This window comes from Microbacterium sp. LMX7-1.2 (genome assembly GCF_040675935.1).
Taxonomy (GTDB): Bacteria; Actinomycetota; Actinomycetes; order Actinomycetales; family Microbacteriaceae; genus Microbacterium.
This window is the reverse complement of the sequence record NZ_JBEGIL010000001.1, coordinates 2,877,416-2,893,447: the sequence shown is the minus strand read 5'-3', so window position 1 is coordinate 2,893,447 and position 16,032 is coordinate 2,877,416. Positions and strand designations below refer to the sequence as shown.

General features: G+C 70.9%; 5 protein-coding genes. 1 reads left to right on the top strand and 4 read right to left on the bottom strand.

Translation table 11 applies throughout. The annotated features are described in order from the left end of the window. Positions 1-214: 214 nt before the first annotated feature. Positions 215-1,492 carry a sensor histidine kinase gene (locus MRBLMX7_RS14125; protein WP_363369410.1) on the bottom strand — a complete coding sequence of 426 codons (1,278 nt, stop codon included), beginning with the start codon at positions 1,490-1,492 and terminating at the stop codon, positions 215-217. A 225-nt stretch (positions 1,493-1,717) separates the two neighbouring features. On the opposite strand from MRBLMX7_RS14125, the gene MRBLMX7_RS14120 reads away from it, so the two are divergent. Beyond that, positions 1,718-2,371, top strand: coding sequence for a response regulator (locus MRBLMX7_RS14120; protein ID WP_235556732.1), 654 nt, complete (start codon positions 1,718-1,720; stop codon positions 2,369-2,371). 42 nt (positions 2,372-2,413) lie between these two features. Here the strand turns inward: MRBLMX7_RS14120 and MRBLMX7_RS14115 are convergent, their stop codons facing one another. From MRBLMX7_RS14115 to MRBLMX7_RS14105, 3 genes are all read right to left on the bottom strand, one after another. Next, positions 2,414-3,280, bottom strand: coding sequence for a hypothetical protein (locus MRBLMX7_RS14115; protein WP_363369409.1), 867 nt, complete (start codon positions 3,278-3,280; stop codon positions 2,414-2,416). A gap of 228 nt (positions 3,281-3,508) precedes the next feature. Continuing rightward, positions 3,509-10,150, bottom strand: a complete 6,642-nt coding sequence (locus tag MRBLMX7_RS14110; RefSeq protein WP_363369407.1) for a DUF7507 domain-containing protein — start codon at positions 10,148-10,150, stop codon at positions 3,509-3,511. Between the two features lie 173 nt (positions 10,151-10,323). Continuing rightward, on the bottom strand, positions 10,324-15,864 hold the full coding sequence (locus MRBLMX7_RS14105; protein ID WP_363369405.1) for a DUF7507 domain-containing protein: 5,541 nt from the start codon (positions 15,862-15,864) through the stop codon (positions 10,324-10,326). Between the last annotated feature and the right edge of the window lie 168 nt (positions 15,865-16,032).

The window sequence follows — 16,032 nt, the reverse complement described above, 5'->3', positions numbered from 1 at the left end:
CGGCGTCCAGCGAACGAGGGCGATGCGCGGCGAACGGCGGAGAACCTGATCGGTTCCGGAGAAGCCGATCGCGAGCGCGATGGGGATCAGATTCCAAGGATCGCGCTCGCGATCAAAGCGCTGGGGATGCGCTATTTCTGGGGTAGTACCAAGGTAAGCGTCCCGGTGCACCATAGAACACCGTCGAACGTCGAGACATTGCCTAGACTTTCGTCTAGTTCTGCTTGCGCCTCGCCCTGCGGAGAACTCGAGTCTCGACGCGGGCACCTTCCGAGGACTCTACCGCCTCCGCACTCGGTGCGCCGACATCCGCGGCGGGCGCGTCGTCCGTGTCCCGCGCCTGGCGGGCGATGGGCAGGTGGGCGGCGACGACCCAGCGGCCGTCGACCTCGCCGGCGCTGAACTCGCCGCTCGCGCCGAGCACGCGCTCAGCCATGCGGCCGATGCCGGTGCGGCTGGACGAGAGTTCACGCCGGGGGCTCGCCGAAAGGGGGCTGCCGATGGTCAGCCCTGCGGCGTCGTCCGTCACGTCGAGGCGGATCTCGATCTGACCCTGCCCCGCGTACTTGAGCACGTTGGTGGCGGACTCGCGCATGATGCGCGCGAAGATGATCTCAGCGGCACGCGGAATGCGCTCATCGGCGGGGTCGCCCACGAGCAGCACGGTGTGGCCGGCTGATTCGAACTCCTCGGTGGCCTCGGAGATCGAGGCGGCGAGGTCGCCGGTCGGCATACCCGCTGCGCGGGGGCCGTCATCGGCGAGATCGATCACGAAGCGGAGGTCCGTCATGGCCTTGCGGGCCGCGATGCGGATGGCCTCCTGCGACGCCGGGCTCGCGTCGGCGTCATCGAGCATCTGCACGTGCAGCGACACCACCGTGAGGTGATGGGCGATGCTGTCGTGCAACTCGCCGGCGATCCATCGTCGCTCGGCGAGAACCGCCTGTCGTTCCTGCTCGGCCTTCTCGGCCAGTTCCACCTCGAGCCTGCGCCCTCGGGCGAAGGCGAGTCTCAGCGCGTATCCGATGGCACCGGACACCGCCGCGCTGATGAGGAAGATGCCGACACTGATGTTGGCAGGGCCTTCCGGGTCGGAGAGAGCGACGAGCGCCGTCGCGACCAGGAACAGACCTGCATACGAGAGGATCAGGGCGTTCCACCCGAGGCGCATGATCAGACCGGCCGCGAAAGCGGCGGCGATCAGGACCTGGGATTCACTGCCCGTGAGGAAGGAGAGTGCGAACACCACGGCGAGCGCGCATGTCGCATAGAGAGGAGACCAGAGATAGAGGCCGAGCGAGACGGTCGTCGCGACGCCGATCGCAGCGACGAACGGGTCCACCCCCGGAGGGACGAAATACCCGATGACGTCGACGGTCAGGATCGTGACGAGGATCGCGAGAACGAAGATCCGTTCCAGAGCGATCAGCTTCTCACCCTTGCCGAGACGCGCGCCCGTCGTATCACGTGCGCTTCTCGGACTTAAAGCCATGCTTCAGTATCTCCTATTCGCCAGATATATTAGCGAGTGAAGCCAAAGAACTTACCGACACCCTGCCAAAAAGTCATATCAATTCACCTCCCGAGTTGGTCTTTTGTGAAGTCGTGATTACACCTTCTCGGCGATCTGAGCTCCGCACATCTGTCTTTCCGCTAGAGCTGACTAGACGAAGGTCTAGTCCTTCGCTCATCGACGCGCCGCGGGTAGGCTTCCCCCATGCCGGAAATCCGTGTCGTGATCGTCGATGACGATCCCCTCGTGCGCTCTGCCCTGTCCCACTTCGTGTCCCGCGACCCTGAGATCACCGTGATCGCCGAGGCGGAGACCGGACTCGAGGGCATCGACACCGTCGAACGCGAGCGTCCGGACGTGGTGATGATGGACGTGCAGATGCCGGAGATGAACGGAATCGAGGCCACCGCCGTGATCGCCGAGCGCTGGCCGGAGATCCGCATCCTCGCCGTGACCACGCTCGACGGCAGCGACACCGTTCTGCCGATGCTCAGCGCCGGCGCCTCCGGGTACATGCTCAAGGACTCCAGTGCCGCAAGCATCGTGTCGGCCGTGCGCGAGGTGTACAGCGGCCAGAGCTCGCTGTCGCCGCGGATCGCCTCGCTGCTCATCAAGCACGTGCGCGACACCGAACCCGTCACGAGCGACGGCACGCTCGAAGAGCTCACCGACCGCGAGCAGGAAGTGCTGCAGCGCCTCGCCCAGGGCATGTCGAACGCCGAGATCGCACGGTCGCTGATCGTGTCCGAGGGGACGGTCAAGGCCCACCTCGGACGCATCATGTCGAAGTGGCACGTGCGAGATCGCGTGCAGATCCTCGTGACGGCAGCCCACGCGGGACTCGTCGAGTTCCGCTGAGATCGGGTCGACCGGATCCGCTCACCGCGCCGACGGCACGATTCACAGCGCCAGCAGGACGATGCCCGCGGCGACGACCGCTGACGCCGCGATCCGCCACCCGGGGCGACTCTCGCGCAGCACGAAGACGCCGAAGAGGCTCACGAGCACGACGCTCACCTCGCGCAACGGCGCGACGAGCGCCACCGGCGCGATCTGGATCGCCGTGAGGACGAGGATGTACGACAGCGGCGACAGGATGCTGAACGCCGTGATCCGCCGCCACTGCGTCGTCCACAGCATCCGCACGGCCGACCACCGCCCCCGCACACCGACCGTGTAGAAGGGGATCTCGAGCAGCGTCGTACCCACCATGAACGCGACCGGCGAGAGACTCCAGGTGCGCACGGCGTTGGCGTCCCAGATCGTGTACGCGGCGATCGCGACGCCCGTCAACAGGCCGAACACGAGCCCGGGGTCGATGCGTCGCCGCACACCGCCGGAGCGCCCGCGGTCGACGATCCCGATCGCGACCACCCCCACGATGATCGCCGCGACGCCGAGCAGTGCCACGGCCGAGGGGCGTTCACCGAGCAGCAGCACCGCGACGATCACCGAAAGGAAGGGTCCGGTGCCGCGGGCCGTCGCGTACACGGTGGACAGATTGCCCTCGCGATATCCGCGCTGCAGCACGGCCATGTAGAGCACGTGGAGCACGCCGGACACCGCGACGCCCAGGGTGAAGCCCCACAGGTCGTCGGTTCCGAGTCCGCCCGTGAACGGGATGACGCCGATCCACACGACCGTGCTCCCGACCGCGCCCCACCAGAGGAACGGCGTGCCCGCCCGGCTCACGCCGTGCGCGATGACGTTCCAGGCCGCGTGCGCGAGAGCAGCGGTGATGACGAGGACGAACGCGAACGCGGACATGACCGACCCTTCCCTGCGTCGCGAGGCGCGACGCAGAGGGTCCTCCGGGCTTTTGTCCTGTCAGATGACGGCGTCCCTGCGGAGGGAGGCCGTGGCGCCGCTCGGACCAGACGGGGCGATCCCGACCGTCCGGCCGGCATCGCGCCCCGGAACCCTAGGCGCTATCGAGATCCATGGTAACGGCGGTGCGTGAACGCGCGGTGACGCAACGGGGACGGGCCGCGGAACTCACACGTTCCCCGGGCTCCGCCGGCGCCGCACCCGCTGACCATGCCGACGGCGCTGCCGGGCGAGCGCGAGCATCAGGCCGCCGAGCACGAGCAGCACGACGGCGGCGACCACGGCCGCGATCGACGTGGCCATCCCGCCGGTGGCCGCCAGGGACGACACGTCGACGGAGGCGGTCGCGCCGGACGTCACGACCACGGCGCCCGCAGCGGCGCTCACAGTCGCGACGTTGACGACCTCGCCGGACGCGACGTCGACCCCGGTAAGGCGGTAGCGGACCGGTCCGCATCCGGTGGTCTCCCCCGGCGCCAGGTCGGGGATCCGGCAGTCCAGTCGACCGCCGAGCTGCGGATCCTCGATCACGATGTCCGTGAGCGACCGCGCTCCGGTGTTGGTCACGGAGAACCGGAACGCCACCGAGTCGCCGGGGCTCACCTTCCGGTCGCCGTCGTCGTCGGCGTACTCGCCGCCGGACTTGACGAGGGCGATCGCGGGCTGGTTCTCGACGGGTGTGCGCACGGTCGCCTGGGCGGACACGGTCTCGCCGTTCGTCCTCGCCGCGGTCGCGGTCGCGGTGTTCACGATCTCGCCGGCGTCGATCTCCGACTGCGCGAGCACGGCCGCGATGCCGTGGCACATCGTGGAGCGGCCGGGCGCGAGGTCGACGGCGTCGCACCGGATGTCGCCGTCGAGGCGCGCATCCGCGACGACCACGTCGCGCAGACCGGTCGTCCCGAGGTTCGTCACGGTGAAGGTGTAGGCGATGGTGTCGCCGGCATCCACTCGTCCGCTGCCGTTCGCATCGACCGTGGCCGCCGCCGACTTGAGCAGGCCGATGCGGGACGCACCGGCGACCTCGACGTCGATCGTGGCGGAGTCCTCGACGGCATCCGCCCCGGACCGCGCGCCGACCGTGGCGGTGTTGCGGAGGATGCCGGCGTCGACGTCCTGCTGAACGAGGAGGTGCTCCACGGGCCCGCACTCGACCTCGGCTCCCGGCGAGAGCGCGAGGCCGACCAGCGCAGGGCACGCGATGGCGCCGCCGAGCAGCGGATCGTCCAGCGCGACGTCGCGCAGCGTGGTGCTGCCGACATTGCGGATCAGGAACGAGTACGCCACGCTGTCGCCTGCGCCGATCGCGCCGTCCGCGTCGACGTCGGTCACGGCTCCCGCGGACTTGCGCAGCTCGATTCCCGTCGAACCGTCGATCGTGACCTCGATCTCCGCCGCATCCTCGACGATCACGGCGCCCGGGGCTGTCGCCCGCACCACGGCCTCGTTGTGCACCCGTCCGCCGTCCACGTCCTCCTGGGAGAGGGTGTGGACGACGGGATCGCACGAGACGACCGCCCCGGGAGCCAGATCCGCGCCGTCGAGTCCCGCGCACGCGACGGCGCCTCCCAGCATCGGGTCCGTGATCTCCGCGGCACGCAGGGTCCGCGTCCCCGTGTGGGAGACGACGAATGCATATGAGACCGCGTCACCCGCGCCGATCGCCCCGTCGCCGTCGACGTCATCGACGGAGACGGCGGACTTGGTGAGCGCGATGCCGTCCGCACCCGGCACGGGCGAATCGGCCTCCGCACCATCGCCGACGTCGCCCGCCACCGACCGGGCGAGGACGGATGCCGTGTTGTGCACGGTGCCGGCATCCGCGTCCGCCTGGGAGAGCGCGTACGGCACGGGACCGCACGTGACCTCCGCCCCGGGGACCACCGCACGCTCCTCCAGCGCCTCGCAGGGCACGGCACCGCCGAGCAGCGGGTCGTCCAGCACGACCCCTCGCAGCGCGGTCGTGCCGGTGTTGCGCACCAGGAAGGTGTAGTCGATCGTGTCGCCGGCGCCCGCACGACCGTCGGCGTTCGTGTCGACCACGGGCCCGGCTGTCTTCACGAGCTCGACGCCGCTGGTGCCCCGGGCCTCCACACGTGCGGACGTGGTGTCCTCGGTCACACCGCGCGCACTGTCCGCGCTCGCACTCGCGACATTGAACGCGGAGCCGCTCTCGATGTCCCGCTGGGTGAGGGTGAGATCGACCGCGCCGCAGGTCGCCGACTGCCCGGGCGCGAGCGTGAGACCCTCCAGTGCCGGGCAGTCCACCACGCCGTCGAGGCGGACGTCTTCGATCACGATGTCGCGCAGCACCGTGGTCCCCGCGTTGCGGACGGTGAAGGTGTAGGCGACCGTGTCGCCCGCCCCGATCCGGCCATCGCCCGTGGCGTCGACGGGCGTCCCCGGCGTCTTCGTGAGGCGGATCACGCTCTCTCCCTGCACGACCACGTCGACGGACGCGTCGTCCGCGACCGCGCCGAGGGGGCTCGTGCCCTGAACCGACGCCGTGTTGCGGACGGTGCCTGCCTCGACCTCAGCCTGCGTGAGGGTGTGCCTGAACGGACCGCACTCCGCGACGGCATCCGGCGCGAGCACCCCGAGGTCGCACAGCGGCGCGGTGGCGAGCAGCGGATCCGAGACCGACACCCCGGTCGCGCTCGTGGTGCCCGTGTTCCGCACCGCGAACGTGTACTCGACCGCGTCGCCCGCGCCGATCATGCCGTCGTCGTCGACGTCGATGACGTCGCCGGCCGTCTTGCTCAGCTCGATCGCGGCGGTGCGGTCGAGGTCGGCGGATGCCGTGGCCGAGTCCCTCACCGTCCCTATCGGCGCGTCGGCGACCACGGACGCCTCGTTGCGCACGACCCCGGAATCGATGTCGTCCTGCGTCAGCGTGTACGACACCGCCGGGCACCTCACGGATCCGCCCGGATCGATCGCGATGCCGTCCAGCTCCGGGCACGAGACACCGCCCCCGAGCATCGGGTCGGTGATCCGCACGGCGCGGAGCGTCGTCGTCCCGGCGTTCGTGACCGTGAACGTGTACGAGATCGTGTCCCCCGCATCCACCCGTCCGTCCGCGTCGACGTCGACCACGGTGCTCGAGGACTTGGCGAGGTCGATCGCGTTGACCGCGGGCACCGTGACGGCCGCCGCGGCCTCATCCGTCGCGCTGCCGCGGGCCGACTGCGCGAGCACCATCGCGTCGTTGCGGAGCGTGCCCCGGTCGACGTCCTCCTGGGTCAGGACGTACAGCACGGGCGCGCACGTCACCTCGCTTCCTGGAGCGAGCGGCGCGGCGAACGCGGCGCAGCCGACCTCCCCGCCCAGAAGGGGATCCTCGATCGTCGCGGCCGTCAGCGTCACCGGACCGGTGTTGCGGATCGTGAAGGTGTAGGCCACCGCATCGCCCGCGCCGATGCGCCCGTCGCCTGTGGAGTCGGTCGGGGCGTCGGCGCGTTTCACGAGCTCGACCTGTGGCGTGCCCGTCACGGGCACCACGACCGTCGAAGAGTTGTCGGCCGGATCGGGGTCGGATGTGGTCGAGGCCACCGTCGCGGTGTTGGCGAGCGTGTCGGCCGCGGTCGCCGGGTCGAGCGTGCCGCTCACCGCCACGACGAACCTCGCCCCGGCGGCCAGCGTCGGCCGCGTGCAGGTCAGCTGCGATCCGGAGACCGTGCAGCCGGGACTGGTCGTCGCGGGCGACAGCAGCTCGGCAGGGAGCGCGTCGGTGACCGTGACGGCGGCGGCCTCGCTGGGCCCGTCGTTCGCCACCGTCAGTGTGTACGCGACCGGTCGGTTCAGCGCCGCTGGTGTCTCGGCGATGGTCTTCACGATCGACACGTCGGCGGACGGGGCGACGTCGACGGCCGCCGTCGCGCGGTCGTCCGACGGATCGGGGTCGGGCGTGGTCGTACTCGCCACGACGGTGTTGACGTGCCGCCCCTCGGCCGTACTCCCGGCCGTGACCGCGAGCGTCGCGGACGCTCCGGGCAGCAGAGTGCCGACCGTCCAGCGGGCGTCCTTGGCCGACCTCGAACCCGCGGACGGCGTCGCGGCGGTGATCGCGAGCCCTGGTGGGACGGCCTCGTCGACCGTCACGCCCCCCGCAGCCGAGGGACCGTCGTTGCGGACCGTGACCAGGAAGGACGCCGTGCCGCCACGCGGCAGCGTCGGAGTCGTCGTGGTCTTCACGACCGAGACGTCGGCGCTCGGCACGAGCCGCACCTCCGCCGTGGACTCGTTGTCGGCGGTGCGCGGGTCGGGGGTGGCCGAGAGGACGGCTGCGGTATTCAGCACGACACCGGACGCCGTGGCGCTCCACCGTCCCTCGACCCGGACGGTCGCCTCCGCCCCGGGCGCGAGGTCCCCCAGGTCGCACACGAGGGTCCCCGCGGAGACGACGCATCCGGGGCGGTCGACGGCGGCGGACTCGAAGCCGGCCGGCAGGGTGTCCCTCAGCGACGCTCCACGCGCGACCGAGGGGCCGGCGTTCGTGACGAGGAGCGTGTAGGCGAATCCGCTCCCGGGCTCGCCCGTCGCCGGGGCGGTCTTCTCGACGCGCAGGTCCGCACTGTGCACGATCTCGACGTCGACTGCATCCGCGTTGTCCGAGGTGTCGGCGTCGTCGGCTGGCGCCGCGACGGACGCTGTGTTCGTGACGATCCCCGCGGGTGCGTCCGCGGATACCCGGGCGCGCACGACCACGTTCGCCGGGCCGCCGACCGGGAACGTCGCCCACGTGCAGCGCACCGCGGCACCGGTGACCGTGCAGCTCGCCCCGGCAGGCGCCTCCACCCCGGCGACCGTGAATCCGGCGGGCAGGGTGTCGTCCAGCACCACGTTCGCCGCATCGGAGACTCCGCGGTTGCGCACCGCGAGGGTGAAGTCGACCGGATCCCCGGCCGACACCCGATCCGCGGAGGCGGTCTTGGTGAGCGAGAGGTCGGCGACGACACCGGGCTGGAAGCTCACCGAATCCACGTTGTTCGCGGGCTGGGCGTCGGACGTGCTCATGGTGACGGATGCGGTGTTCTGCACCACCGCGGTCACCCCCGCGGGTATCCGCACGACGACGGTCACGTCGACCGATGCACCGGGGGCCAGGGTGCCGATCGCGCACGTCAGGATCGAGGTCTGCACGGCGCAGTCGCCCTGGGGCGTCGTGGCGCTGACGAACGTCGTCGCGGGGTCGAGGGGATCGGTCAGCACCACATCGCGCGCCTCGGACGGCCCGGCGTTGTGCAGTGCAAGGGTGTACGTCAGGTCCTGCCCGGCGATCGGGGCCGCCGGCGCGAAGGTCTTCGCGATCGACACGTCCGCGACGGTCGAGATCGTCGCGGACGCGGTCGCCGTGTTGTTCGCGAGCATCGGGTCGGTGCGCGCGCCCATGACGGTCGCTGTGTTCGTGAGCGCGGCTCCGGGGTCCGCGTCGGCGCGCACGGTGCCGTTCACCCGGATCTGAACGGCTTCCCCGACAGCCATCTCGGGCACGGTGCAGCTCACGGCAGCGGCCACTGTGCAGGTCGCGCCCGCGGACGTGGCCGTCACGTCCGTCATCCCCGCGGGGATCGGGTCTGACACGACGACCCCCGTGGCGGCGTGCGGGCCGTTGTTCGAGACTGCGAGGGTGAACGACACGGCGCGTCCGGCGACGACCGTGGCGGTGTCGAGCGTCTTGATGATCGCGAGGTCGGCCGCTCGGTTCACGGGTGTGCTGGTCTGCTGACTGATGGAGGTGCGGCTCTGCGTCGTCACGTCGTCGCGGAAGACGACCCGCGCCTCGTTGAGCAGCGTGCGGCCGGCCGCCTCCACGGTCACCCGGGCGTCGAACGTGTAGCTCGTGCTCGCTCCCACGCCGACGGATCCGCCCGTCGTGGCCGTGGCTCCGTCGCCGAGCCGCACCTGCACCGTGCGGGTGGCCGCGAGGTGCTCTCCGCGATCGTCCGCGACCGCGTCGCTCACCGCGCCCTTGCCCGGTCCGCTGGCGATCGACAGCGAGCCGGGGACGAACTCGAGCCCCGCGGGGAGCACGTCCGTCGACACCGCCTGTCGCGCGGGGTTGCCGCCGTCGTTGCGCGTCGTCACGGTGTAGCGGAGGATGTCGCCGACCTCGGCGGTCGTGCCGCTGCGCGACAGGTTGGTCACCGCCTTGGTCGTGACGAGGCACGGGAACGAGCCGAAGGTGATGTCGTCGAGGAAGTTGCCCGCCGAGGCGTTGCCGCCCGCAGAGCTCACGGCCTCGAAGGCGAAACGCGTCACGGTCTGGCCGGCCGGAACCGTGTAGGTGCCCGTGTGCGTGCCCCAGGCGGTGTTGCCGTCGGACAGGTTCGCTCCGCTCTGCACGAGCGTTCCCCCGGGGGCGCCGATCATGACCCTCATGACGTCCGTGCCGATGCGCCCGCGATGGCGGAGCGACCAGTAGAAGGTCTGCCCCGGGGTCGTCGCGACGTCTTCGAACAGCCGGCTCGGGGTGTTGGCGTTGAGTTCGACGAACTGCCGCCCCTGGGCCGCCGGCACGCCCAGGAAGCCGCTGCTCCAGATCTCGATCACCTTCTGGGCGTCGGTCGTGGACCACCCGGGCACCTGGCTATCGGGGGTCAGCTTGTTCGTGGCATTCCCGATCGCCGGGGTCTCGAAGCCGCCGTTGCTCAGGGAGACCGCGCCGAGGCACTGCGCCGGGTCCTGCGCTGCGGATGCCGAGGGCGCGGCGATGCGGTCGTTCGCCACGGCAAGCCCGGCGACGAGAAGCAGAGCACAGGCGATCGCCGCGAGTGTCCGCCGGATGCTCGACCGCGCGCCTGCAGACACCGCTGCCCCCTGATTCTCCCCGTGGAGTCCCGCGATCCCCGGATCACGAACCTCTGGAGATGGACCTTATCCGAGAATCAGCGGACACTCCCGGCCTGCGCGAGGCTCTATATCGGCATACCGGTTGGGGCTCGACGAAGGGCGGGATGCCGTCGCATCCCGCCCCTCGTCGCTCACGCGTCCTGGGTCCGGCGGCGCATCCGGGCGACGAGCAGCACGAGCGCGCCGAGCACGAGCAGCGCGAGCGCCCATCCGAGTCCGGTGATCACGCCGCCCGTGGTCGCGAGCGCGGAGAGGTCCACGGTGGCCGTGGCCGCCGCCGTCACGACCACGCCTCCCGCTGCACCCCGCACGGTCGCGACGTTCACGACCTGCCCGTTCGCGACGTCGGCGGCCGTCAGCGTGTAGGCGATCGGGCCGCAGGCCGCGGTCGCTCCGGGAGCGAGGGTGGGGATGGCGCACTCCACGGCTCCGCCGAGCTTCGGATCGTCGATCGCGACGTCCGTCAGCGTGCGGGCTCCCGTGTTGGTCACGACGAAGCGGAACGCGATCGTGTCGCCGGCATCCGTCTTGCCGTTGCCGTTCGCGTCGGCGTACTCGCCGCCGGTCTTGGCGAGCGCGATCGCCGGCTGCGCCTCGAGCGGCGTCACGACCGTATCCTCCGTCGTCGGCGGCTGGTCGCCCGTTCCGGTGCCCGTCGCGGTGGCCGTGTTGACGATCTCGCCCGCGTCGACCTCGGCCTGCGTCAGCACCGCCACGGGGCCGGTGCACACGGTAGAGGCTCCGGGAGCAATCTCGGTCACGTCACAGACCACGGCGCCGTCGAGACGGGGGTCGGACACCGAGACGCCCGTCAGCGTCGTGGTTCCCGTGTTCGTCACGGTGAACGTGTACGCGATCGTGTCGCCCGCGTCGGTCCGGCCGTTGCCGTTCGCGTCGACGACGGCCGCTGCCGACTTCAGTAGCGTGAGGGCGTCCGTGCCGACCACCGTCACGTCGGCCGAGTCCTCGTCGTCGGCGGGACCCGCGACCGACTGAGCGCTCACGGTCGCCGTGTTGCGCACCTCTCCCGCGTCGACGTCGGCCTGCGTGAGGACGTAGTCGACCGGTCCGCACACCACCTCCGTCTGCGGCGCGAGCGCGAGCCCGTCGAGCGCCGGGCAGTCGATGGCACCGCCGAGGAGCGGGTCGTCGAGCAGGATGCCGGTGAGCAGCGTGGTGCCGGTGTTGCGGATCGTGAACGAGTATCCGACGGTGTCACCCGCGCCGATCATGCCGTCACCGGTCGCGTCGACCGGCTGGGTCGGCGTCTTGGTGAGTGCGATCGCCGCGGTCCCCGCGAACAGGACCTCGGCGGACGAGGTGTCGCCCACGGGCCCCAACGGGCTCGTGCCGGCGGCGGTCGCGGTGTTGGGCCGACGTCCGTCCTCGATGTCCTGCTGCGTCAGCGTGTAGGTGAACGGACCGCAGTCGGCGGACGCCCCGACGACGAGCGACGCGACCGTGCAGAGGGTCCCGGTGCCGAGCAGCGGATCGGTCACCGCCACGTCGGTCAACGTCGTGTTGCCGGTGTTGCGCACGGTGAAGGAGTACTCGACGGTGTCGCCCGCCCCGACCGCGCCATCGGCGACGGTGTCACGCACCTGACCGACCGTCTTGACGAGATCGAGTCCCGCCGTGCGGTCGATGTCGGCGGACGCGGATGCCGTGTCGTCGACGGTGCCGTCCGGTGCGTCGGCCGTGACGGTCGCCGTGTTGCGCACGACGCCCTGGTCGATGTCGTCCTGGGTGAGCGTGTAGTCGACCGGAGCGCACGTGATCGACTGCCCCGGTGCGAGGGACACGCCGTCGAGAGCAGCGCAGGTCACGCCGCCGCCCAGCATCGGGTCGGTGATCTCCGCGTTCTGCAGCGTCGTGGTGCCGGTGTTGGTGACCGTGAACGTGTAGGCGATCGTGTCGCCCGAGGTCACCTGACCCGCGCCGTCGACGTCGACCACGGTGCTCGGCGACTTGGTCAGCACGATGCTGTTGACCGACGGCACGATCACGTCGGCGGAGGCGTCGTCGGACACCAGGCCGAACGCGGACTCGGCACTCACGTCGGCATCGTTGTGAACTGTTCCGGCATCGATGTCCGCCTGGGTGAGCGTGTACGACACCGGACCGCACGTCACGGCGGCGCCGGGCGCGAGCGGGTCGGCCAGCGCCGCGCAGGCGATCGCGCCGCCGAGCACGGAATCGAAGAGGCTGGCATCCGTGAGCGTGACATCGCCCGTGTTGCGGACCGTGAACGTGTAGTCCACGGTGTCGCCGACGTCGATGCGGCCGCTGCCGTTCGCGTCGACGGGCGCGGCGACGGCCTTGACCAGCTCGATGCCGGGAACGCCGGCGATCGGCACCTCGACGGTCGAGGTGTTGTCGTCCGGGTCGGGGTCCGGGGTGTCGGACGTCACGGTCGCCGTGTTCGCGATCGCGGTGTCCGCCGAGGCGGGATCGACCGTGCCGGTGACGGTGGCCGTGAACGTCGCGCCCACCGCGAGCGTCGGGATCGCGCAGTCGAGAGCGCCCGCGGTGATCGAGCATCCCGCGGTCGGCGTCGTCGCGTTCAGCAGCGCGGCGGGGAGCGGATCCGAGATGACCACGGCGGATGCCGGGCTCGGCCCAGCGTTCGTCACGACGATCGTGTACGTGAGCGGTCCGTTCGAGGGCGCCGGGTTCGCCGAGGCCGTCTTCACGATCGACAGGTCGGCCGAGGGGGTGACCTCGACGGTCGACGTGCCGGTGTTGTCGGAGGGGTCGGGATCGGGCGTGGGCGACGTCGCGGTCGCCGTGTTCGTGTGCGTGCCGACCGCGGTCGCGGTGGCGGTCACCGTGAGGGTCGCGGACTCGCCGGGCAGGAGGGTGCCGACCGTCCAGCGATGATCAGTAGGAGCCCAGGTGCCGACGGACGGCGTGGCCGAGGTCACCGCGAGTCCCGCCGGCGCGAGCTCCGCGACGACGACTCCTGCGGCGGCCGAGGGGCCGTCGTTGCGCACCGTGATGACGAAGTCGGCGGTTCCGCCGAGCGGCACGCTGGGCGTGGAGGTCGTCTTCACGACGTTCACATCCGCGCTCGGCGTGAGCGCGACGTCCGCGGACGAGGCGTTGTTCGCGGTGTTCGGATCCGGCGTCGCGGACGAGGTCGTCGCGGTGTTGCGGATCGTGCCCACGACGGTGGCGCTCCAGACCCCGTCGACCGTCACGGTCGTGGAGGCGCCCGGAGCGAGATCGCCGAGCGCGCAGGTCACGGTGCCGGCGACGATCTCACAGCCGGCGGTGCCGACGGCGGCGGTCGTGAAGTCGGCGGGCAGGGTGTCCGAGAGCGTGGCGCCGCGGGCGACGGACGGGCCGTTGTTCGTGACGGCGAGCGTGTAGGTGAACGCACCGCCGGGGACTCCGGTCGCCGGCGCCGTCTTCGCGATCGCGAGATCGGCGCTCTGCACGACCTCGACCTCGGCCGAGTCGGAGTTGTTCGTCGGGTCCTGATCGTCGGCGGGCGAGGCGATCGACGCGGTGTTGATCACGGTGCCGGTGGGGGCGTCGGCCGCCACGACCGTGTTCACGACCACGGGCGTCGGTCCGCCGACCGGGAGCACGTCCCAGACGCAGCTCACCGAGGTCGAGGTGGAGGAGCACACCGCGCCAGCCGGAGCCTGCACGCCGGTCACCGTGAAGCCCGCGGGCACCGTGTCGGAGAGCACCGCGTTCACGGCATCCGAGGAGCCCAGGTTCCGCACCGCGAGGGTGAAGTCGACCGTGCCGCCGGCGGCGACCTGCGCGACCGAGGCGGTCTTCTCGACCGCGAGGTCGGCGATGATCTCGGGCTGGAAGCTCGTGGAGTCGACGTTGTTGCTCGGGTCCGGGTCGGGCGTGCTGCTCGTGACGGCGACGGAGTTCTGCACGACCGCGCTCGCACCCGCCGCGATCTGCACGACCACGGTGGTCACCACGGTCTGCCCGGGCGCCAGCGTGCCGATCCCGCAGTCGAGGATGCTGTTCGCGACCGTGCACGTGCCCTGCTGCGTCGCCGCACTGACGAACGTCGTCTCGGGGTCGAGCGGATCGTTGAGGCGCACGTTGCGCGCTTCGGACGGGCCCGCGTTCTGCGTCGTGAGCGTGTAGGTCACGTTCTGACCGGCCACGGGCGTCGCGGGGTCGAAGGTCTTGGTCACGGAGACGTCGGCGACCGCGGTGAGCGTCCCGGACGCGGTGGCGGTGTTGTTCGCGAGGTTCGCGTCGAAGCGGGAACCGGACACCGTCGCGGTGTTCGTGAGAGCCGCGCCAGGGGTGAACGACGGCGAGACGTCTCCCGTGACCGTGATCGTGGCGCTCGCCCCGACCGCGAGGTCCGGCAGCGCGCACGTGATCGTCCCGGTCACGGTGCAGGTGCCCGAGCTCGGGACCGCCTGGACGTTCGCGAACCCGGCGGGCACGGCATCCGTCACGGTGACCCCCGTACCGGTCTGCGGGCCGTTGTTCGTCACCCCGATCGTGAAGGTCGCGGGGCGTCCCGCCACGAGCGGTGTGGTGTCGAGCGTCTTCGTGACGGCGAGGTCGGCCGCGGGGTTGACGGGCGTCAGAGTCTCCTGAGTGACCGAGGTCCGATCGAGGTTCGTGACCGGCTCGCGGAAGGCGACGCGCGCCTCGTTCACGATGGTCGTGGCCGCGGCATCCGCCCGGACCTTCGCGTCGAACGTGTAGGAGGTGACGGTACCGGCGCTGATGGAGCCGCCGGTGGTCGCCGTGCCGCCCTCTCCGAGCCGAACGCGAACGGTGCGGCTGCCCGCCGCGTACTCGCCGCGGTCGTCGCCCGTGGCATCCGTCAGCGCTCCGGCTCCCGCGCCGCTGACGAGGCGGATCGAGCCGGGCACGAAGTCGATGCCGGCCGGGAGCACGTCGGTCGAGACCGACTGGAGGGCGGGGTTGCCGCCGTCGTTGCGCGTGGTCACGGTGTAGCGCAGCGTGTCGCCGATCTCGGCCGTCGTTCCGCCGCGCGTGAGGTTGGCGACCGTCTTGGTCGAGATGAGGCAGGGGCCGGTGCCGAAGGAGATGTCGTCGAGCAGGTTGCCGACCGACTGGTTGCCGGTCGCCGTGCTCACGGCCTGGAACCCGAAGCGGGTCGTCGTCTGCCCGGCGGGCACCGTGTACGAGCCGGTGTGCGTGCCCCACGCGGCGGTGCCGTCGGCGAGAGATCCGCTGACGTTGGTGAGCGTGCCTCCCGGGACGCCGATCATGACGCGCATGGTGTCCGTACCTTCTCGGCCACGGTGCTTGAGCGACCAGTAGAGCGTCTGGCCGGGGGTGGTCGCCACATCCTGGTAGAGCATGCTCGCCTGCGTGGCGTTGAGCTCGGCGAACTGCGATCCCTGGGCTGCGGCGTAACCTCGCGGATTGCCCGGAGAGCGCCAGATCTCGACCTGGTTGTCGGTCGCGGTCGTCGACCATCCCGGAACGACGTCCGCGTTGACGATCGACACTCCCGCGGTGAACGCCGGCTGCTCGAAGCTGCCGTTGGCGAGCGCGAGCGATCCGGCGCACTGCGTCGGATCCTGCGCGGCCGACGCCGGTGACGGCGAGACGGTCTCGGTGACGACGGTGAGTCCCGCCGCGATCATCAGTACCGACAGCGCCCCTGCGAGGGCGCGCCGAATAGACGAGTGAGCGTGTGCAGACACAGCTTTCCCCTGTTTCTCCCCCGGAGCCTCCCCGCGCCGTTCGAAACGACGCGACTCCCTGAAATGGGACCCTAACCGAGCCCCCGACTTAAGTCCATATCGGCATATCGGCATACAGGCGCTCGGGACGCGCTCGTCCGCAGCCCTCGCCCGCGCCGATTACGATCG

Excerpts from the sequence above, each read along its gene's own strand:
- MRBLMX7_RS14125 (WP_363369410.1), bottom strand. The coding sequence starts at position 1,492 with ATGGCTTTAAGTCCGAGAAGCGCACGTGATACGACGGGCGCGCGTCTC.
- MRBLMX7_RS14120 (WP_235556732.1), top strand. The coding sequence starts at position 1,718 with ATGCCGGAAATCCGTGTCGTGATCGTCGATGACGATCCCCTCGTGCGC.
- MRBLMX7_RS14115 (WP_363369409.1), bottom strand. The coding sequence starts at position 3,280 with ATGTCCGCGTTCGCGTTCGTCCTCGTCATCACCGCTGCTCTCGCGCAC.